The 20,467-nt window shown below is 63.7% G+C and carries 14 protein-coding genes; 12 read left to right on the top strand and 2 right to left on the bottom strand.

Annotation, left to right across the window (positions count from 1 at the left end):
• Positions 1-4: 4 nt before the first annotated feature.
• Positions 5-1,078 (bottom strand): ABC transporter substrate-binding protein, encoded by a 1,074-nt coding sequence (locus V5F67_RS16770; RefSeq protein WP_394016668.1) that lies wholly within the window; start codon positions 1,076-1,078, stop codon positions 5-7.
• 284 nt (positions 1,079-1,362) lie between these two features.
• Here V5F67_RS16770 and V5F67_RS16775 point away from each other — a divergent pair, with 284 nt between their 5' ends.
• The 8 genes from V5F67_RS16775 (at position 1,363) to V5F67_RS16810 (ending at position 11,629) form a co-directional block, all read left to right on the top strand.
• Positions 1,363-2,220, top strand: coding sequence for an IclR family transcriptional regulator (locus V5F67_RS16775; protein ID WP_394016667.1), 858 nt, complete (start codon positions 1,363-1,365; stop codon positions 2,218-2,220).
• Between the two features lie 112 nt (positions 2,221-2,332).
• Entirely contained in the window at positions 2,333-4,069 is a 1,737-nt protein-coding gene (locus tag V5F67_RS16780; protein ID WP_394016666.1) for a gamma-glutamyltransferase family protein, read from the top strand.
• Between the two features lie 370 nt (positions 4,070-4,439).
• The gene (locus V5F67_RS16785) at positions 4,440-4,946 is read left to right on the top strand and encodes a MarR family winged helix-turn-helix transcriptional regulator (RefSeq protein ID WP_394016665.1); all 507 of its coding nucleotides are present in this window, start codon (positions 4,440-4,442) and stop codon (positions 4,944-4,946) included.
• Positions 4,943-6,520, top strand: coding sequence for an ABC transporter substrate-binding protein (locus V5F67_RS16790; RefSeq protein ID WP_394016664.1), 1,578 nt, complete (start codon positions 4,943-4,945; stop codon positions 6,518-6,520). Before V5F67_RS16785 ends, V5F67_RS16790 begins: the two co-directional genes overlap by 4 nt.
• Before the next feature lie 49 nt (positions 6,521-6,569).
• A complete protein-coding gene (locus V5F67_RS16795) occupies positions 6,570-7,517 on the top strand; it encodes an ABC transporter permease (protein ID WP_394016663.1) in 948 nt (315 codons plus the stop codon).
• A 10-nt stretch (positions 7,518-7,527) separates the two neighbouring features.
• A complete protein-coding gene (locus V5F67_RS16800; protein WP_394016662.1) occupies positions 7,528-8,469 on the top strand; it encodes an ABC transporter permease in 942 nt (313 codons plus the stop codon).
• Positions 8,466-10,112, top strand: a complete 1,647-nt coding sequence (locus V5F67_RS16805; RefSeq protein ID WP_394016661.1) for a dipeptide ABC transporter ATP-binding protein — start codon at positions 8,466-8,468, stop codon at positions 10,110-10,112. The genes V5F67_RS16800 and V5F67_RS16805 overlap by 4 nt, the downstream gene beginning before the upstream one ends.
• A gap of 14 nt (positions 10,113-10,126) precedes the next feature.
• A complete protein-coding gene (locus tag V5F67_RS16810) occupies positions 10,127-11,629 on the top strand; it encodes a M81 family metallopeptidase (RefSeq protein ID WP_394016660.1) in 1,503 nt (500 codons plus the stop codon).
• A 315-nt stretch (positions 11,630-11,944) separates the two neighbouring features.
• Here V5F67_RS16810 and V5F67_RS16815 read toward each other — a convergent pair whose 3' ends face one another.
• Positions 11,945-13,390 carry a lipopolysaccharide biosynthesis protein gene (locus V5F67_RS16815; RefSeq protein WP_394016659.1) on the bottom strand — a complete coding sequence of 482 codons (1,446 nt, stop codon included), beginning with the start codon at positions 13,388-13,390 and terminating at the stop codon, positions 11,945-11,947.
• 1,077 nt (positions 13,391-14,467) lie between these two features.
• Between V5F67_RS16815 and V5F67_RS16820 the strand changes: the two genes are divergently transcribed.
• The 4 genes from V5F67_RS16820 (at position 14,468) to V5F67_RS16835 (ending at position 20,467) form a co-directional block, all read left to right on the top strand.
• Positions 14,468-16,771 carry an N-acetylneuraminate synthase family protein gene (locus tag V5F67_RS16820; RefSeq protein WP_394016658.1) on the top strand — a complete coding sequence of 768 codons (2,304 nt, stop codon included), beginning with the start codon at positions 14,468-14,470 and terminating at the stop codon, positions 16,769-16,771.
• Between the two features lie 307 nt (positions 16,772-17,078).
• Positions 17,079-17,867, top strand: a complete 789-nt coding sequence (locus tag V5F67_RS16825; RefSeq protein ID WP_394016657.1) for an acylneuraminate cytidylyltransferase family protein — start codon at positions 17,079-17,081, stop codon at positions 17,865-17,867.
• 14 nt (positions 17,868-17,881) lie between these two features.
• Entirely contained in the window at positions 17,882-19,252 is a 1,371-nt protein-coding gene (locus V5F67_RS16830; protein WP_394016655.1) for an O-antigen ligase family protein, read from the top strand.
• Positions 19,253-19,486: 234 nt separating this feature from the next.
• Positions 19,487-20,467 (top strand): NAD-dependent epimerase/dehydratase family protein, encoded by a 981-nt coding sequence (locus tag V5F67_RS16835; protein WP_394016654.1) that lies wholly within the window; start codon positions 19,487-19,489, stop codon positions 20,465-20,467.

Genomic DNA, 20,467 nt, shown 5'->3' on the forward strand with positions numbered 1-20,467 from the left:
GCCCTCAGCGGCCGACAGTGCGGTTCCAGGCTTCCGTCAGCTCGGCCCGCTTGGAGTTGAGCCAGGCATAGTCGATGGCGACGAAGCGCTTCTGCTCCTCGGGGGTCCAGGAGATCTTTGCCGCGCTCTCGGCGTCGATATAGTCCTTCCACTTGGTGTTGGTGGGGTGGAAGCCGAGCTTCTTGGCGTTCGCCGCCTGCAGCTTCGGATCGAGGGTGACGTTCACGTATTCCTCGATCAGCGCCATGTTCTTGGTGTTCTGGATCGGCCCGAAACCCCACGAAGTGAAGAAGCCACCTTCGCTCGGCAGCACGAACTTGGTGGCGCCACCCCAGTTCTGCACCTGGACCCATTCGGCGCGGCCGAGCCAGCCGATGGCGGCTTCCTCCTGGAACAGGCTCCTGGCATTGGCCTGGCTGTCCACAGTCCAGATCGGGTCGAGATCGGCGAGGCGCTTCAGGTTGTCGAGCCCGGCCTGGGTGTCCTTGTAGTCCTTGCCGGCCGCCAGCGCCGACAGGAGGATGACGTGGAGCCCGAAGGAATGGACCACGGCCGGCAGCACGATCTTGCCGCGATAGTCCTTGTTCCACATGTCCGCCCAGGAGGTGGGCGGGCTCTTCACCATCTTCGGATTGTAGCCCATGCCCAAGCCGTTGAAGAGGAACGAAGTGTAGCTCGGGGTGACGAAGCGCGGATCGACGTCCTTCAGGTTCGTAAGCTTGGGGGACTTGTAGTTCATCGCCTCGAGGATGCCTTCGGACTGGGCGCGGGCGAAGAAGGAATCCGCGAGGCAGATGAGGTCGTACTCGCTGCGCGGAATGCCGAGCTTCGCCTTGGCGATGCGCGCGGCATTGTCGGACCCGGTGTCGTGGAGCACCGGCACCTTGGTGAGCTCCGTGAACTTGGCGTCAATATTGGCCTTGTTCCAGGTTGCCCAGTCGCCGCCAAAGTCGCTCACCACGAGCTGGCCGGATTGAGCGAGCGCGTCTGAGATCCCGGCGTGGGGAGATATCAGCCCTGCGGCTGCGGCGCCGGCTGACAGCTTGAGCACCTGACGACGGTCAATGGTCTTCATCATGGCAAGCTCCTCTCGGAAGGAAGGTTGCCGATCACCTCTCAGGTTTCGGCTTATGTTTCATTTATGAAACGATTATTTCTCATATGACTTCATCGAGGTAAGCGCGAGGTGTCAAGGCACGATTTTCATCAAGCATTGATGCAAAATTGTGCGCCAATTTGAGGCATATTTGAATGCAAAACGCGCATGAAGACTTTGAATATGTCTGCGCTCGACGTGCGTCAGGATTGACAGCGACGCCTCCGCCATCTCAAGATGTTTCATATAAGGGAGTTATGTTTCATATGAGAAACAAAGAAAATCAGGCGCGCAAGACAGGGCCGGCCACGCCCGCGATCCTCAACGCGCTGGCCATCCTCGAATCCTTCGATGCGCACACCCCTACGCTCTCGCTGTCCGAGATCAGCCGCCGGCTGGGCATCGCCAAGGCTTCCGCCTTCCGCAACCTCAACGCCTTGGAACAGGGCGGCTATGTGGTGAAGGACCCGCGCGACGGCACCTATTCCCTCGGCTCCAAGGTGCTGGACCTGGCCCGCCGCTTCTCGGAGAAGGACCGCTTCCTCTCCATCGGTGGCGCGCACCTGCGCGAGCTTTCGCGCGCCACCGGCGAGACCAGCCACCTCGCCATCATGGATGGCCAAGAGATCGTCTATGTGGATGTCGCCGAAGGCTCGCACCGGGTGCGCGCGGTGGTGAGCCGCGGCGACCGGGTGCCCGGCCACTGCGTCGCCTCCGGCAAGGCCATCCTCGCCTTTTCCGAGCGCCAGCGCGTCACGGAATTCCTCGCCGGCGGCCTCAAGGCAGTCACCGCCGGCACCATCACCACCCCCGATGGCTTCCTGACCGACCTCGATCGCACCCGGCGGCGCAGCTACGCCGTCAACATGGGCGAATGGGCCGAAGATGTCTCAGCCGTCGCCGTGCCGGTCTTCGGACCCGGCGACGCCGTTGTGGGCGCCATCGGCATCGCCGGCCCCCGCCTCAGGCTCGGGGCGAAGATGCTGGCTCACCTGTCCGGCGCCATACAGGTGCAGGCGCGTCGCCTGTCCCTCGAACTCGGCGCAAGCGCCGGCTGCCTTGCGGAGCCGGCCGACGTCCATCTAGCCGCCATCCGCCGCAAGCGCGGCGCGGTTGCGGCCTGATCGCCCAGCAGGCGCCCGCCCGACGTCGGGCCTTGCCGGCGCCGCCTCACGAGGACCAGCGATGAACAGAATCCCGAGCAACCGCGCCTTCCGCCTCAAGGAAACGGCGTCGATGACCACCCATCCGCGCGTCTTCGGACACCGCGGCGCCGTCGCATCGGAGCATTATCTCGCCTCCATGGCCGGCATCGACGCCCTGAAGATGGGCGGCAACGCCATCGACGCCGCAGTGGCCGCGACGCTGGTGGAGGGCGTCGTCAACCAGCACATGCACTCGATCGGAGGCGAGGTCCCGATCCTCGTCTCCTCCCCCGACCATCCCGAGGTGGTGTGCATCAACGGCAACATGGTGGCGCCCGCCGCGGCGACGCCGGAGGCGTTCAAGCAGCTCGGGTTCGAGAAAATCCCGCCGTCCGGCGTCTTCGCCGCCGGCGTGCCGGGGTGCATAGGCGCTCTGCTGGAGGCGATGAAGCGCTACGGCCGGCTCACCTTCGCCGACGTGGTCGGCCCGGCGCTCGATCTCGCGCGCAACGGCTTCGCCGCCCACGCCGGCCTGCTGCGCCAGCACGCATTCGGGGTTTCCGACCTCGCCGACCTGTTCCGCACCGAATGGCACGGTTCGGCCGCGCTCTACCTCAATCCGGACGGCAGCGAACTCGACGAGGGCACGACCATCCGGAACCCGGCGCTGGCCGACATGTTCGAGTATCTCTCCCGCTCCGAGGCGGCGCGCGGCGGCAGCCGCTTGGCAGGGCTGGAGGCGGCCTTTGACGCCTTCTACAAAGGCGACGTGGCGCGCGAGATCGCCGACTATGTGAAGGACAAGGGGGGCCTGCTCTCGCGCGAGGACCTCGATCGGTTCGAGGTGCGGATCGAGAAGCCGGTATCCGTTGAGTTTGGCGGCGCTGTGGTCCACAAGTGCGGCCCCTGGAATCAGGGCCCGGCCCTGCTCCAGACCTTGTCCATCCTGAAGAATTTCGACCTCGCGGCCATGGGTCACAATAGCGCCGACTACGTCCACACCGTGGTCGAGGCCATCAAGCTCGCTTACGCCGACCGCGAGCAGTATTACGGCGATCCGGCCTTCGTCGATGTGCCCATGGAGCGGCTGCTCAGCGACGATTACGGCCGCATCCGCTCCGCCCTCATCGGCCCGCGCGCCGACATGGAGGTGCGCCCCGGCGACGCCTGGAACAATGTCGCTCTGCTTCCGGCCGAAGAGCGCATCGGCGGTGCCCTTTGGGGGCCGGGCACGGTCCATGTGGACGCCATGGACAAGGACGGATACACCGCCGCCTTCACGCCGAGCGGCGCCTATCTGAAGGCCTCCGAGGTGGTGCCGGCGCTGGGCTTTCCGCTGGGCGTCCGGCTCTCCAACTGCCGGCTCGACCCGCCGAACCATCCGAACATCGTCGCGCCCTTCAAGCGACCGCGCACCACCATCTCCCCCAGCCTTGCGATGAAGGACGGCAAGCCCTGGCTCGCGTTCGGCTCCATGGGCGGCGACCAGCAGGACCAGTGGCAGATCCAGTTCGTGCTCAACCGCGTGCTGTTCGACATGCCGCTTCAGGCGGCGATCGAGGCGCCAAAATTCTCCTCCGATCACTTTCCGGCGCTGTTCTACCCGCACGATTTCTTCCTCAACCGGCTGCGGATCGAGGAGAGCGTCGGTGCGGAAACCATCGCCGGCTTGGAGGATCGCGGGCACGATCTCGATGTCGCCCCGCCCTGGACCGAGGGCTTCCTGTGCGGCACCGAGCGTAACCTCGACACCGGCATCATGGAGGCGGGGTCCGATCCCCGCGGCACGCGCGCCGAGGTCTTCCCGGCCTACGCGCTCGCCTATTGAGGCGGCGGATCCAGGCCGCGGGGATCAGATCCCCGCGGCTGTCGGCCTGCCCGTTGAGCGCGCAAAGTTGACCCCTGAACGCAGGTTGGAGGCGCTCACCCGCGTTCAGCGGGACGTTCCGACGGATGAGCGTCGAGCTTGATGCGCAACCTGGCCATCTGCAGTTCCTCAGCGTGCCTCGCCGGCCGGGTCCCTTGCGCATGAGGCTGTGCCCCAGCTCATGAAATGGGCAAGGTGATCATTCAGTGAGCCTCGCCCCACCTCCCCGGCCATAGATACCAGAGCTCGATCCTTTGGACCTCCTGCTTTTGCGGTACTGGCACCCCATTTGCTTTAGTTGCTCATATCAACAAATGAGATCAGCAACAGAATGGTCGACCGAACCGCCCCGCCCATCAAGGTGGACTACCTCCAGCTCCAGCTGGGCGTGCTCAGCGAGTTGCTCAACAGCATGGCCAGCCCGCTGCACGAGAATGCGTTCGGCATCTCGGTGCGCGAGTTGCGCATCCTGCGCTTCGCTTATGTGGAACCGGGGCTCAATCTCGGGCGCCTGATGGCGCAGACGGTGATCGAGAAGACCGTCCTCTCAAAGCTCGTCACCAGCCTTGTTCGCCGCGGTTTCATGAAGCGCGAGATAGACGCGGTCGATGCGCGATGCGTGAACCTGTTCCTTACCCGCCGCGGCGTCGATGTCGTCCTGCGCGCGGATGCCTTCAGCCGGAGCTGGGAGGAAGGCGTGCTGTCCATCCTCACCCCGGAAGAGGACGTGATCCTGAAAAACTGCCTCGCCAAGCTCACAGCCTACGCGAAAGAGCAGATCTCGGAGGCGAACACCCAGAAGAAGCCCACCTCCATCCAGACAGAGGCTCGCACATGACTTCGCCCGGACGTCTTCGCACCCTCGCCGCCGCCTTGCTGGGGCTTGCCATCCTGGTGGCGCAGGCGCAGGCGCAGACCACGCTGCGCGTGGTGCCGCAGTTCGACCTGAAGATCCTCGATCCCATCTGGACCACCGCCTTCACCACCCGCAACCACGGCTACATGATCTACGATACGCTGTTCGGCGTGGACGAGGCCGGCAAGCCGCAGCCGCAGATGGTCGGCGCCTTCGAGGCAAGCCCGGACAAGACGGTGTGGACCTTCACCCTGCGCGACGGCCTCGCCTTCCATGACGGCGCGCCGGTGACGTCCGAGGACGTGGTCGCCTCGCTCGCCCGCTGGGCCAAGCGCGATTCCCTCGGGCAGAAGATGTACGCGGTGCTGGACAAGGCCGAGGTGGTCGACGCCAAGACCTTCCGCCTCACCTTCTCGCGCCCCTTCACCATGACGTTGGAGGCCCTGAGCAAGCCCTCGGGCGTGCCGCCCTTCATCATGCCCAAGCGCGTCGCCGACACCCCCGCCGACAAGCAGATCGAGGACACGACGGGCTCCGGGCCCTTCATGCTCAAGGCCGACGAGTTCCGCCCCGGCGAGAAGGTCGTCTACCTCAAGAACCCGGCCTACGTGCCGCGCGCCGAGCCCCCGTCCGGAACCGCCGGCGGCAAGGTGGCGAAGGTGGACCGCGTCGAATGGGTGATGATCAAGGACGCCCAGACGCAGGTGAACGCCCTCGTCAATGGCGAGGTCGACATGATCGAGTGGATCCCCACCGAGCACTACGCGAAGCTCAAGGAAAGCCCCGGCGTCGAGCTCGTGAACGCCATCCCCTCGGGCTCCTACGCCATGCACATGAACCATCTGGTGCCGCCGTTCGACAATCCGAAGATCGCCAAGGCGGCGATCCTGGCGGTGAACCAGGAGGCGCTCATGCGGGCGCAGATCGGCTTCAAGGAGCTCTACCGCACCTGCACTTCCATCTATCCATGCGGCTCGCAGTTCGCCGACGGCCAGACCTCCTACTTCACTGGCAAGCCGCAATTCGCGGAGGCCAAGAAGCTGCTCCAGGAGGCCGGCTACGACGGCAAGCCCATCGTGCTGCTCTATGCGCCGGAGTTCGTGGTGCTCAACAAGTTCCCGCCGGTGATGGCGCAGTTGCTCCAGCAGGCGGGATTCAAGGTGGAGCTGCAGACCATGGACTGGCCGAGCGTCCTCATCCGCCGCACCAAGAAGGACCCGGCGGACAAGGGCGGCTGGAACATGTTCATCACCGGCTGGGGGGGGCCCGACACCATGAACCCGCTGTTCCTCGCCCCGCTCACCGGCAACGGCGAGAAGGGCTGGTTCGGCTGGCCCACCGACGCCAGGCTCGAGGAATTGAAGACGCAATTCCTGTTCGCCGCCGACGATGCGGAGCGCAAGAAGCTCGCGGAGCAGATCCAGCTCCAGGTGTTCGACGGCGCGATCTTCGCTCCGGTCGGGGAATCCACCCCCCTCACCGCCGTGCGCAAGAACCATGTGAGCGGCGTGGTGAAGGCGCCGATCACGGTGTTCTGGAACATCGAGAAAAAGTGAGTGCGCCCCCCGGCGGCGCCCCCGGGGCCACGCCTTCAGGGAAAGAGCCATGCTGATGTTCCTTGCGCGGCGGCTTGCCGCCACGGTGCCGGTGGCGGTGATCGTTGCCGTCATCGTGTTCCTCATGACGCGCCTCGCTCCGGGCGATCCGGCCGGCGCGCTGGTGGGCAATGCCGGCACCAGCGCCGATATCGACATGGTGCGCCAGCAGCTCGGGCTCGACCGCAGCCTCCCGGTGCAGTTCCTCCACTGGGCCGGGCAGATGCTGAGCGGCGACCTCGGCACCTCCTACTTCCTCAAGCGGCCGGTAACGGAGCTGGTGGCCCAGCGCATCGAGCCGACGCTCTCCCTGGCGGCGGTGACCATCGTGCTGTCGGTCCTGATCGCCCTGCCGCTCGGTGTGGTGGCCGCGTGGCGCAAGGGTAGCCTCATCGATCGCATCCTCATGAGCTTCTCCGTCATGGGATTTTCCGTGCCGGTGTTCCTCATCGGCTACGTTCTGATCTGGCTGTTCGCGCTGCAATGGGGCGTGTTGCCGGTGCAGGGCTATGCGCGGCTCGGCGACGGCGCCCCGGTGCTCGCCTGGCTGCGCCACCTCATCCTGCCGTCGGTGACCCTCTCCGTGGTCTATATCGCCCTCATCGCCCGGGTGACGCGCGCCGCCATGGTGGAGGCGCTGGGCGAGGATTTCATCCGCACCGCGCGCGCTAAGGGGCTCTCGGTGCCGCGGGTGCTGCTGCGCCATGCTCTCGCCAGTGCCGCAGTGCCCATCGTCACCGTGGTCGGGCTCGGCATCGCCTTGCTCATCGGCGGCATGGTGGTGACGGAGACGGTGTTCGCCATCCCTGGCCTCGGCCAATTGTCAGTGGATGCCGCGATCTCGCGCGACTATCCGGTGATCCAGGCCGTCACGCTCCTGTTCTCGGCCGTCTACGTCATCATCAACCTGTTGATCGACATCAGCTACCTGCTGCTCGATCCGCGCGTCCGCTACTGAGGCCGCGCCGATGGAGATGCCTCTGTCCGACCCGGCCGCGGCCGACATTCCGCCCGCCGCACGGCGGCGGCCCTCGCGGCTCGGCGCCGTGCTCGCCAGCGGGTCCGTGCGCCTCGGCGGCGGTGTGCTCGCGCTGCTGGTGCTGATGGCGGCGGCGGCTCCCCTCCTCTACACCATCGATCCGCTGGCCATTGACCCGGCGAGCGGCAACCTGCTGCCGGGCGCCCATGGCGAGTTCAACAGCCTCGCCGGCGACACGTTCGAGCGCCTCTTCCTCCTCGGCACCGACAGCCTCGGCCGTGACATCTGGAGTCGGGTCCTGTTCGGCGCTCGTGTGTCGCTGGCGCTCGGGGCAGCCGTGGCCGTGGCGGCGGTGGCGCTGGGAACGCTCGCCGGCGTCTGCGCGGGCTATTTCCGCGCGGCGGACAGCATCGTCATGCGCACCATGGATGGGCTGATGGCGATCCCCTCCATCCTGTTCGCCATCACCCTCGTGGCGGTGTGGGGCGGCACGCTCGGCGTGGTCGTCGTCGCCATCGCGCTGCCGGAGATTCCGCGAGTGGCGCGGCTGGTCCGCTCTGTGGTGCTCACGGTCCGCGAGGAGGCGTATGTGGAAGCGGCGGTGGCGCTCGACACGCCGCACTGGAAAATCCTGGCACGGCATATCCTGCCTAACACTTTGGCGCCGCTGATTGTCCAGGGCACCTACATCTGCGCCAGCGCCATCCTGATCGAGGCGATCCTGTCCTTCCTCGGGGTCGGCCTGCCCGCGGACATCCCCACCTGGGGCAACGTGATGGCGGAGGGGCGCCTCCAGTTCAACCAGTTCCCCCACAACGTGCTGGTGCCGGGCGCCTTCGTTGCCATGACGATCCTCGCCGTGAACCTCCTCGGCGACGGCCTGCGCGACACGCTCGATCCCAAGTTCAACCGCCGGGACGCGGCGGCATGAGCACGGCATCCGATACCGCGCGGGCTGTCCTCGCCATCACCGACCTCACGGTGGACCTGCCGGCGGGCGGCGACCGGCCCCAGGCGGTGCGCCGCATCTCGTTCGAGGTGAAGGCGGGCGAGATCGTCTGCCTGCTGGGCGAATCCGGTTCCGGCAAGTCGGTGATCGGCCAGACCGTGATGGGCCTGCTCGCCGATGGTCTCATCCCATCGCGGGGCAGCGTGCGCCTGCTTGGCGAGGAGGTGCTTCAGGCCACGGCCGGCCGACTCAACGAGCTGCGCGGCGCCCGCATGGCGATGGTGTTCCAGGAGCCTGCCACGGCGCTCAACCCCGTCATGCGCTGCGGCGACCAGGTGGACGAGATGCTCGCCCGCCACACGCGCCTGTCCGCCCGCGAGCGGCGCGCGCGCATCCTCGCCATGTTCGAGCGCGTGCGCCTGCCGGACTCCGAGCGCATCTTCCGCGCTTATCCGCACCAGCTGTCCGGCGGGCAGCGCCAGCGGATCGTCATCGCCATCGCCCTGATCCTGAAGCCGGCCCTGTTGATCTGCGACGAGCCCACCACCGCGCTCGACGTGACCACCCAGGCCGAGATCCTCGCCCTCATCCGCGAGCTGAAGGATGCAAACGGCACCGCGGTGCTGTTCGTGACCCACGATTTCGGCGTCGTCGCCGAGATCGCCGACCGCGTGGTGGTGCTGCGCCTCGGCGACATGGTGGAACAGGGCGCGGCGGCATCGGTGCTGAGCGCGCCGCGCGAGGCCTATACCCGCGCGCTGATCGCGTCGGTTCCGGGCCGCACGCCCCCGGAGCGCCGTCCGGTGCCGCACGCGCGCCCGCGCATCGAGGCCATCGGCGTCGGCAAGTCCTACGTCGTCCGCTCCCTGCTCGGGCCGCCGCGCACCGTCAGCGCGGCCGAGGACATCTCGCTCGGCGTGCGGCCGGGCGAGACCGTGGGCATCGTCGGGGAATCCGGCTCGGGCAAGTCGACACTCGCCCGCTGCATGGCCCGCCTCATCGCGCCCACCAGCGGCGAGATGCGGGTGGATGGGATTCCGGTGGCGCACGCCACCGGCAAGGTGCTCTCGGCGCTGCGCCGCAAGGTGCAGGTCGTGTTCCAGGACCCCTACCGCTCCCTGAACCCCCGCCTCACGGTCGGCGCCTCCATTATCGAAGGGCCGGTCAATTTCGGCGTGTCGCCGCGCGAGGCGCGGGAGCGGGCGCGGGCGCTCATGCATCTGGTGCGCCTCGCACCCGATGCGCTGGAGCGCTATCCGAGCGAGTTCTCCGGCGGCCAGCGCCAGCGCATCTGCATCGCCCGCGCGCTGGCCTGCGAGCCGGAGGTCCTGATCGCGGACGAAGCCGTCTCCGCCCTCGACGTCTCGGTCCAGGCGCAGATCCTGGCGCTGCTCGACGAGGTTCAGCAGCGGCTCGGCATCTCCATCCTGTTCATCACCCACGACCTGAACGTGGCGAGCCAGATCTGCGACCGCATCGTGGTGATGCGCGCCGGCCGGATCGTCGAGCAGGGCGCGACCCGCGAGGTCTTCCTCTCGCCACGCGAGCCCTACACCCGCACCCTCCTGGCCTCGGCGCCGGGACGCGCCTTCTTCGAGCGCCAGCACCCCGCTTCCGCCCTCTGACGAGCATCCCAACCATGCGCATCCTGATCGCCGGCTTCCAGCACGAGACCAACACCTTCGCCGCCTCCAAGGCGGACTGGCATGCCTTCACCCTGGGCGAGAACTTCCCCCCCTTCATCCGCGGACAGGCGTTGATCGACCGGTTCCGGGGCGCCAACATCGCCATCCAGGGCTTCATCGAATGCGCGGCGGCGAACGGCTGGACCGTGGTTCCTTCCGGCTGGGCCGGCGCTACACCCTCCGGCCGGGTGACGAAGGAGGCGTTCGAGCACATAGCCGGCGTGATCCTTGAGGACCTCAACGCCGCGATCGCCGCCGGCGGCGTCGACGCCATCTATCTCGACCTGCACGGCGCCGCGGTGGCCGAGGGCGAGGACGATCCGGAAGGCGAGTTGATCGCGCGCCTGCGCGCGGTTGTGGGCGCCGAGCTTCCCATCGTCGCCAGCCTCGACCTCCACGCCAATGTGAGCCGACGCATGCTCGACCTCGCCGACGCATTGACGGCCTACCGCACCTATCCGCACATCGACATGGCCGAGACCGGACGGCGCGCCGCCGCGCTGCTGGAGAAGCGCCTGGCGCTGGGGCGACGCGAGACCATGGCCATGCGGCGCCTGCCGTTCCTGCTGTCGCTCAACGTCCAGTGCACCATGATGGAGCCCGCAGCCTCGATCTATGCCCTGCTTGACGCGCTCGACACTGCGGAAGGAACTGCGCCGAGCTTCGCCATGGGCTTCGCCTCGGCGGACGTCCCCGAGGTCGGACCGCTGCTGTGGGCCTATGGCGCCGGGGCGCAGAAGACGGTGGACACGCTCTACGAGGCGGCGGTGGCCCGACGCGCCGAGTGGCGCCTCGACGTGCTCGACGCTCGCCCGGCCGTGTCCGAAGCGATGGCGCTGGCGCGCACGGCCGACCGGCCCATCATCATCGCCGATACCCAGGATAATCCCGGTGCCGGAGGCACCTCGAAGACCACGGGCCTGCTTCACGCGCTGGTGGACGAAGGCGCCGGCCGCGCGTTCGCCGGCAAGGTCGCCCTCGGCCTCATCTGCGCTCCGGAAGTCGCCGCCGCCGCCCATGCCGCGGGCGTTGGCGCGGAGATCGATCTGGAGCTCGGGGAGCCGGTCCCCGCCTTCGACGGCACGCTGAGCGAGGAGCCGCTGGCCGGGCGCTTCCGCGTGCGCGCCGTGAGCGCAGGCGAAGCCACCATCAAGGGGCCCATGTATACGGGCTGGAAGATGGACCTCGGCCGCTGCGCCTGCCTGGAGTTTGAAGGCGTGCTGATCGGGGTGTGCAGTTCCAACACCCAGCCGCTCGACCGCGAATTGCTACGCTTCACCGGCATCGCGCCGGAGGAGATGAAGATCGTCGCCGTCAAGAGCTCGGTGAACTTTCGAGGCGATTTCACCTCCTGCGCGGCCGCCATCCTGGTGGCGAAGGCGCCCGGCCCGATGGCGGTCGATCCATCGGACCTGCCCTGGACCAAGCTGCCGGCGACCATGGCGCCCTTGCCGTGAGCGCCACTTAGAGCACCGCCGTGAGGCGTTTCCCGCCCGGCAGCCCCGATCTCTCCAGCCCGCTGGCGAATCTCACTGCGGCTCAGCGGGCTTAGAACAGCGGCATGGCGCCGCCAAGAGGCTGGCTGCCCCCCGCTCAATCCCGCCTGATCCCCCCATATCCCGCAGCCTACCTCATCTGCCTGTTGGCATATTCGTTGGCATCACCGGGCAGACGTTGCCCCATGTTTTATCCAGCGGTGCGCTCGTTCCGGCGGTTGGTTGAGGTGCTCCCTCTCCGCGCGAAGGCTCCGTCCAAATCGGCAGCATCCACCTTCAGGAGGACCTGGACTGCCCTCGCAGCTTGCTGGTGAAAAGGGCAAATCCCTTCCTCCATGCGGTGGGACCCACGATGACCGCAATGGCCAGCACGCAGAGCGCGGCAGCCGCGAGCCGGAGCCCCATTGATGAGAGAACGAATGGCTCCCCATACCGGTATATGATCATCGCGAAAACACCGAGCAGCGCTGTCGTCGCAAGGCTTTGGAAGAGGCTGAAATCAGGCGGCTCAATCCGGCGAACCACGGCCCATCCCCCGACGATGACGATGAGGAAGGTAATCGCCGCCCCAGATGCCGCTGCCGCAACGCCGAACGTACCGACGAGCGGAATCATTGCACTCAAACCAACAACTATGCCAACGACGCCGAGGCTGGGAATTACGCGCGCCCTTCCATGCACCACCAGCACCCGTCCGGCAAATGCCATAGCAGCGCCGAGGTACTGAGCCGCAAGGGTGAAGGGCGCGATATTGCCCGCCGCCGAAATGCCGCCCTTAAAGATCAAAAAATATATTTCCGGGCACGAAAGCATTGTAAAAACACATAAAATACCAAGACATCCTATATATACTCGACTGACAATTTTAGTAATTTCATGAACATCAGATAATTTTTTATATCTTTTATTATAATACCAAGTTACAAATGACGAATCAAAGCTTACAACAATAAGAGAAAGAGATGTTCCGGAAAGGGCTGCCGTAAAATATAAACCAACATCTGCGGCCGGCACGAGATTTGACAAGACAATCTTGTCGGCGAAGGAGCGCGCCCAAGTGGCAAGCTGCTGAACCAGAAGCGGCAGCGCCAGGAACAACAGGGGGGTCAATGGCTCCAGAGATGACTCCGAATGCGGACGCAAAGCGGGCCTGACCAAAGACTTCAATTCCCTGAACCCGGATACGATCGAGGCAAGCAAGCGCCCGAGAACAATACCCAGCAGCCCCAGATGGAATACACCCACGAGGATCAGGCTAACGACAAGCAACGCCGCGGTGCGGGAAAGAGACATGACCGCGAAGGCACGCGCCTGCTCACGATTTCTATACATCTGTTGGGCGAAAATATTCATGCGCTGCGTCAGCGCACCCACGACGACAATTGCGAGAATGAGAGGCGATGGCTTGGGAACTGTCGTCCACAAGTTCCATGTCAATTCGATGAGTCCATAGATTATAAATCCGGAAATGGCTGACACTACCGCCGAAATAATGAAGACACGGGAGATCGTACGTTCCGAAGTGGAACGACTGCGACCGAAATAGTAGGGAACCGACGCCGAGGTAAGCGCCCCATCGAATAGCACGAGGAGAAGGGCCTCGATGGCAAGAAGCACAGCGAGCACCCCCATCTCCGCCGGAGTAATGAAGAAGGAGAAGGCTGGAATCAACGCGAGAGAGGCCAGCCTTTGGACCACTCCGACGCCAAAATAGGTCGACATACGCGCCAAGAACGATTGTGACTTTCGGACTGCCATTGATAGCCCCTGAAGGAAATGTCATGGGAAGCTGGGGCGGAAGCCACAACCACGGGTCTTCCCGCTTTTGCCTTTGCCTCGCTACAGCCTGAAACTAGCCTCAACACCAATCCAACCTATCTGGATTTGTGCCCCCCTCCCAAACCCCTGACATTCACGTTCATCCAGCATCCTCGCGCGCCGAAAGTCCGATCCACGGACCGAATGACCCATGCACAATTCGGCATGAAAATCGGTAAGCAGGCTAAAATTGACATGCCCTTTCGGGATTCTCAAAAAGGCAAATCCATAGGCTCCATAGGCAAAGCTCCTCCTCTCCAAGCGGAACCGCTACCTTGGCACCGGAACCTGCGAGCTGCATCGTAAATTCGGAACCCAGGCTCCAACCTCACAACCAATCGCAGGTGGTCGCAGCGATATAGACAGCAGCCAGAAAGTTGAAGTCGCAGCAAGTGGCGAGACGGAAGCCGTCAGTTGGCAGAACACGCGCTCGTTGGCGTGGAGATCGGCGCAAAGCAGAAGCGAGGCTTCCACCGTCGATTGGCCATCGATGGGATTTCGGCACGGCGCCCGCCTCCTCCCGGATGGAGGGCCCTTGACGGTGGAACTGTCGATCACGGTCCGGCGGATGGCCCGCGGGCCTCGGCTATCGTGTGTCCTAAGCCAGCAGCCGTCATTCACCCCTCCGGTCGGATCGCGACCAGTCGCCCAACGACAATCCGAGCCGCTTCAATCGAATGTCGCCAGCACGCGATTTCGCTGGCAAAACACAACAATTGCTCGAATGCTCGTTTCCTTCACCAAGTATCTGCGGCCATGCTGCATCGCGTCAAGCCACTTCACCCTCGCCCATCACGCGGCCTCGCCAGGACCGATAGCGACCTTAGCCGACTGTCAAACACATCGAAATGCGATCGACCCGGAAAGCGCCTTCGGCAGCAGGCAGACTTGCGGGCAAAGCGCGAATTGTGCGATGCAATGATATCCGACGAACAGCGATGGCTACACGCGGTTCGCAGGCTCTGATAGCGGAGTGTCCGCATGCTCATCGACCGTAACGTGCTCCGGTTCATCGTTCTCAATGACGACCCCGTTCTGAGCGCGCTCAACAAGATCAGCTCGAACAAGTCCGGCTTCGTGCTGGCTGTGAGCGAGAACGGTCAGCTCGAAGGCATGCTGACCGATGGCGATTTTCGCCGCTGGCTGACATCCACCCCCGAGATTAATCTTGAAGCGCCGATATCTTCGGTTGCCAATTCCAAGTGCCAGACGGCGCGCATCGACGACGCCCCGGAAGCGATCTCCACGCTTTTTTCTGACCGCATCCGTGCCGTGCCGCTGCTGGACGACTACAACCGTGTCGTCGCCATCGCGTTTCCGTCCAAGGCGGAGATGTCCATTGCCGGCCGGCTCATCGGCAAAGGCCAGCCCGCCTATGTGATCGCCGAGATCGGCAACAACCACCAAGGCGACGTGGAACTCGCGAAGCGCCTGGTCGACCTCGCCAAGGATACCGGCGCGGACTGCGTGAAGTTCCAGATGCGCGATCTGTCCTCGCTCTATGGCGGCGGCAAGAGCTCCGACGCTAACCAGGACCTCGGCGCACAGTACACGCTGGACCTGCTCGCCAAGTTCAATCTGCAGGCGGATGACCTGTTCCGTGTGTTCGACCACGCGCGCGAGAAGGGCATCGAGCCGCTCTGCACGCCCTGGGACCTGCCGAGCCTCGAGGCGCTGGAGCGCTATGGCATCGCCGGCTACAAGGTCGCCTCCGCGGACCTCACCAACCACGACCTGCTCACCGCTCTCGCCGACACCCACAAGCCGCTCGTGTGCTCCACCGGCATGTCGCAGGAGGCTGAAATCCGTGAGAGCGTGGCGCTGCTTAAGGCGCGTGGCGCGCCCTTCGTGCTGCTCCACGTGAACTCCACCTACCCCACGCCCTACAAGGACGTGCAATTGCGCTACATGGACCGCCTGGCCGAGATCGCCGGCGGGCCGGTGGGCTATTCCGGCCACGAGCGCGGCTGGGTGGTGCCGGTGGCTGCGGTGGCGCGCGGCGCCTGCGTGGTGGAGAAGCACTTCACCATCGACCGGGGCTTGGAGGGCAACGACCACAAGGTGTCGCTGCTGCCGGGCGAGTTCGCCGACATGATGGCCGCCATCCGCGCCGTGGAGGAATCCATGGGCGTGTCCGGTGAGCGCGCCATGACCCAGGGCGAGATGATGAACCGCGAGATCCTCGCCAAGAGCCTCAAGGCGGCGCGGGATATCCCCGAGGGCACCGTCATCACCGACGACATGATCGTGGTGCAGAGCCCGGGCCAGGGCCTCCAGCCGAACCAGCGCAGCGCCCTGCTGGGGCGCAAGGCGCGGCGGGCGATCGAGGTCGGCACGCCCTTCTTCCCATCCGATCTCCAGGACGAGGTGGCGCAGGCGCGGCCGTTCCGCTTCCCGCGTTCCTGGGGCATTCCCGTGCGCTGGCATGACTACCGCGCCATGCTGGAAAGGACCAACCTTACGCTCCTGGAATACCACTTGTCCTATAAGGACATGGAGGTGAAGCTGGAGGACTGGTTCTCCGAGCCGCTGGATATCGACTACGTGGTCCACGCCCCCGAGCTGTTCAAGGGCGACCACATCCTTGATCTCGCCTCGCCGGACGAGGCGTATCGCCAGCATTCCATCGGCGAACTGCAGCGGGTGATCGACGTCACCCGCGCGCTCAAGAAGTGGCACAAGCGGGCCGGCGTACCGCTCATCATTGTCAATATGGGCGGCTTCTCCACCTCGCGCGCCTTTCCCGCTTCCGCGCGGCCGGCGCTCTATGCGCGCATGGAGGAGAGCCTTACCGCCCTTGACCGTGACGGGGTGGAGCTGATCCCCCAGACCATGCCGCCCTTCCCGTGGCATTTCGGCGGCCAGAGCTACCACAACCTGTTCATGGACCCGGACGAGATCGCCGCCTTCTGCGCCGCGAACAGGATGCGTGTATGCTTCGATGTCTCCCACTCGCAGCTCGCCTGCAATCATTTCGGCTGGTCCATGCGCGAGTTCTGCCAGAAGGTCGGCCCCTACGCGGCTCATCTCCACATCGTTGACGCCAAGGGCGTCGACGGCGAGGGCCTGCAGATCGGTGACGGCGCCATGGACTTCGCGGCGCTCGCCGGCGCGCTGGAGGAGAGCTGCCCCGATGCCTCCTTCGTTCCGGAGATCTGGCAGGGCCACAAGGACGCTGGCGCGGGATTCTGGTATGCTCTCGACAAGCTGGAAGGCTGGATGGGCACGAAGGCCACCGGGCGCAATGCGGTCGGTGCTGGTCTGCGGCTGGCCCAGGGCAATTGAGTGAGGGCGATTGCGCGCCACGTTCTATTGTAGCCCAGCGGTCGGCGGCTCATGAACAATCCCAAAATCAATGATTGCAGGACAACCATTGATTTTGGCGTCGCAAGTCGCTCGGCGAGTGGCAGTTTCTATTTGCATCAGTTGATTATCGGCGAGCCACTTCCTCTCTGCTCTTGGGTTCGAAGTTTGCGGGCATGGAAAATGGGAGGCATATCTGCTTTCATGGCATCGTCCTCGTCTTGCGCAAGATGACCGGGAGAAGCGTCGTACCTCCGCCATTCAATGATGCAGTCCTTAGGGAGTAGGCATGTCGTCCGCTGATGTTTATGCCCTTGTGCTCGCGCGCGGTGGCTCCAAGGGCCTCAAGGGCAAGAATGTCCGACCGCTTGGGGGACATCCCTTGGTGGCATGGTCGGTCGCAGCCGCGAAGGCTTCCAAGGCGGTGGACCGGGTGATCTGCTCGACCGATTCGGACGAGATCGCAGCCGTGGCCCGCGCGTATGGTGCAGAGACGCCCTTCATGCGTCCGGCAGAGCTGGCGGGTGACTTCTCCACGGACCTCGACGTGTTCGGGCATGCGGTGCGCTGGCTCGCCGACCATGGCGAGCATCCCGACCTGATGGTTCAGCTTCGGCCCACGACACCGTTCCGTGATCCCGAATGGATCGACCGTTCGGTGACGATGATGCGGGCGGACCCGACCATCACCTGCGTTCGGTCGGTCACGATCGCCGAGCGCACGCCCTACAAGATGTGGTGCAAGGCGGAGGACGGAAAGCTGTCTCCCCTGCTCACGCTCGAAGGCGTGCCCGAGCCGTTCAACATGCCAAGGCAGAAGCTGCCGCCGGTCTACTGGCATACCGGTCAGCTGGATGTGGTTCGCTCCGACGTGATCCTGTCCGGCTCCATGACGGGAGGGCGTATCTTCGCCATCGAGGTGGATGCCGACAGCGCCGTGGACATCGATGGCATTCGCGATTTCCAGATGGCCGAGCTGCTGCTGGACGAGGCCATGCCGCAGGCGGTTCGCGATGCGATTGCGGCGGGGCGGGACGCGCGGGTCCAATCGTCCGAGCCTCGCCTCTCGCTGGGCTGAGGGAGACAAACGGCATGCGGCGGCAGCGCACTTTCTCCGCAGAGGCCTACGTGGCGCCGCAGGCCGGCGCGACAGCACAGCGAAGCTTCGGGCGTTTCAAGGCCGCGTCCGAGAGCTCCAGCAAAGCCTTCGCCCGCGCACCCTACACCACGTTCTTTTTCATCCTGCTCGTCACATTTCTGGTTGCTTTCCCCAAGGGCGGGGTGAAAGTTGGCAATGTCCCGGTCACCATAGGCTACGTAGCGCTCGGATTCGTTACTTTTCTGGGTTTGGGGCGCTTCCTCACGAACCTGCACAATCTACCACAGAACGCCTCTGTGGCATGGCTTTTTACCGTTCCGTTCCAGCTTACTCTTGTCATCACCTATCTGACTTTGGGCGTAGCCAAAGACAGCTCTACCCTGCTGATTGTTGCAGCAACATCGTTCATCTTCATGCCCACCGCCTTTTTGTTAATTCTCGCACCCTCACTGCGCCTACTTCAGAGCGATACTATCAAAGCAACACTTGTCTTTGCTATTAGATTTATTTGTATATTTGGTCTTATAGTTTTTTCAGTAAAGACATTGACTGGATATACAGTTGAAATTCCATTCTTGACCGTGAATCTTGATGATATAGATGCACTCGGTTCAAAAAATAATACGCGCGGAGAATTATTCAAACTTATATCTACGTATAATAATGGAAATATATTTGGTGTCTGCCTAGGAATGATGCTGCCACTTTATTATTTCATCGAGCGTAAACGTATTTTTTTCATCCTCGCAATTGTATGCATGCTATTGACGCTGTCACGCACGGCTTGGGTCGCTGCAGTACTGATCCTCATGACCATCGCCTTTATTGAAGGCCTGAAACCTGCGCGCATCGCTGGGCTTGGCTTGCTAGCCTTAGTTTTTATTGGAGTCCTGCCGATACTTGTTGAATTGATGGGACGAGATGTCGGAAAATTTTTATTCGATTCAGGGCTTGGCAATCGAAGCTCTCAGCTGGAGGCCTTTTTTGACTTTCATTTTGAACCTATTGCACCTATTTCAAACATTTATGAGATGATATATGCTAGTATTTACGGAAATTACGGTCTATTCGGATTGATATCGTTCCTTTCTTTTCTCGGGGGACCGATAGCTGTCATATTATTTCGTCGCAATCGAACCCCCGTAAATCGCGCCGCAGCTGCGGGAATGTTTATATACATGATTGTCTCTATGTCGGATGGGGCAATTATGCTGATCCCAGTGATGGCACACTATTTTTTCGTTGCACTCTTAGGATTGGAAATAGTTGAAGATGATCAGGATATATCCGATGCATCATCGTCCAACCCCTCGCCCATTCGACGCCACGGATTTCGGCGGGCTCGTTTCCAGCTTAACGAATAGCCCCTGTGTGCCTGGGCAGCACAGGGCAAGGTTCCTATGAGCACAACGTGGGCTAGCGAGCGACATGTCGGATTTGACACCGTTTACCGGACCTGGATTAGAGCGGTTTGCAGTCGCGGTCGCCGAGCGTCGCGCGGTCAGCCCGTCTCTCTCCCGCGGCGAGCTCTATATGCAGCTGCTGAAAGACAATGATGCCCCGTCGACCCGTTCCTCATCCGTGATGGGGCTATTTAGATGACCGGGAAATCTGCGATCGTCTTCGGTGGCTGCGGCTTTATCGGCTCGCATCTTCTCAGGACTTTGAAGGAGTCCGGAGAGTATGATCAGCTGGTGGCGGCAGACATCCGCAAGCCGCGCTTCACGACCGATGGCGTGTCCTACGTCACGTGCGACGTGCGCGAGCCGGTGGCGCTCGACTGCCCGCAGGGCGAAGTTGAGATTTACAACCTTGCCGCGGTCCATACCACGCCCGGCCACGAGGATTGGGAATACTTCTTCACCAACACCCTCGGCGCGGTCAACGTGTGCGATTTCGCGCGCCGCAACGGCATCGACCGGATCGTGTTCACGAGTTCCATCTCTGTCTATGGGCCGAGCGAGGCGCCCAAGGACGAAGATTCCGTGCTTGAGCCCGAAAGCGCCTATGGCCGCTCAAAGTTCGGCGCCGAGCAGATCCACCGGCTCTGGCGCGCGGAGAAGCCCGATGCCCGCAAGCTGGCGGTCGTCAGGCCCGCCGTCATCTACGGCTATACGGAGAGCGGCAATTTCACTCGCCTCGGCGGCTTGCTTCGCAAGGGGCGCTTCGTCTTTCCCGGCCGCAAGGACACCATCAAGGCCAGCGGATATGTGGAAGACCTCGTCGCGTCGTTCCGCTTTGCGCTCGCCCGGCCAGAAAAGGAGCTCACCTACAATTTTTGCCACCCGCGAGCCTATACGGCGGAGGATATCTGCGCTGCCTTCAGCCGGGTTGCAGGCTATCCAGCGGCCACCCGCGTGCTTCCCATGGGGGTAATGCTCGGGGTCGGCCTCGCCGGAGAGATCGCCGCCGCAGTCGGAATGAAGACCTCGATCAACCGGGCGCGGATGCATAAGCTCAACCGCTCCACGAACATCGTGCCGAAGCGCCTCGTGGAGCTGGGCTTTCCCTATCGCTACGACCTCGACCAATCCCTGGCGCGATGGCGGGAGATGTCCCCATCCGGCCACTTTGACTGA

This window comes from Xanthobacter pseudotagetidis (genome assembly GCF_043194795.2).
Classification (GTDB): domain Bacteria; phylum Pseudomonadota; class Alphaproteobacteria; order Rhizobiales; family Xanthobacteraceae; genus Xanthobacter; species Xanthobacter tagetidis_A.

What these genes read in the sequence shown, in the direction of transcription:
- V5F67_RS16770 (WP_394016668.1), bottom strand. Translation starts at nt 1,078, where the DNA reads ATGATGAAGACCATTGACCGTCGTCAGGTGCTCAAGCTGTCAGCCGGC.
- V5F67_RS16775 (WP_394016667.1), top strand. Translation starts at nt 1,363, where the DNA reads ATGAGAAACAAAGAAAATCAGGCGCGCAAGACAGGGCCGGCCACGCCC.
- V5F67_RS16780 (WP_394016666.1), top strand. Translation starts at nt 2,333, where the DNA reads ATGACCACCCATCCGCGCGTCTTCGGACACCGCGGCGCCGTCGCATCG.
- V5F67_RS16785 (WP_394016665.1), top strand. Translation starts at nt 4,440, where the DNA reads ATGGTCGACCGAACCGCCCCGCCCATCAAGGTGGACTACCTCCAGCTC.
- V5F67_RS16790 (WP_394016664.1), top strand. Translation starts at nt 4,943, where the DNA reads ATGACTTCGCCCGGACGTCTTCGCACCCTCGCCGCCGCCTTGCTGGGG.
- V5F67_RS16795 (WP_394016663.1), top strand. Translation starts at nt 6,570, where the DNA reads ATGCTGATGTTCCTTGCGCGGCGGCTTGCCGCCACGGTGCCGGTGGCG.
- V5F67_RS16800 (WP_394016662.1), top strand. Translation starts at nt 7,528, where the DNA reads ATGGAGATGCCTCTGTCCGACCCGGCCGCGGCCGACATTCCGCCCGCC.
- V5F67_RS16805 (WP_394016661.1), top strand. Translation starts at nt 8,466, where the DNA reads ATGAGCACGGCATCCGATACCGCGCGGGCTGTCCTCGCCATCACCGAC.
- V5F67_RS16810 (WP_394016660.1), top strand. Translation starts at nt 10,127, where the DNA reads ATGCGCATCCTGATCGCCGGCTTCCAGCACGAGACCAACACCTTCGCC.
- V5F67_RS16815 (WP_394016659.1), bottom strand. Translation starts at nt 13,390, where the DNA reads ATGTCGACCTATTTTGGCGTCGGAGTGGTCCAAAGGCTGGCCTCTCTC.
- V5F67_RS16820 (WP_394016658.1), top strand. Translation starts at nt 14,468, where the DNA reads ATGCTCATCGACCGTAACGTGCTCCGGTTCATCGTTCTCAATGACGAC.
- V5F67_RS16825 (WP_394016657.1), top strand. Translation starts at nt 17,079, where the DNA reads ATGTCGTCCGCTGATGTTTATGCCCTTGTGCTCGCGCGCGGTGGCTCC.
- V5F67_RS16830 (WP_394016655.1), top strand. Translation starts at nt 17,882, where the DNA reads ATGCGGCGGCAGCGCACTTTCTCCGCAGAGGCCTACGTGGCGCCGCAG.
- V5F67_RS16835 (WP_394016654.1), top strand. Translation starts at nt 19,487, where the DNA reads ATGACCGGGAAATCTGCGATCGTCTTCGGTGGCTGCGGCTTTATCGGC.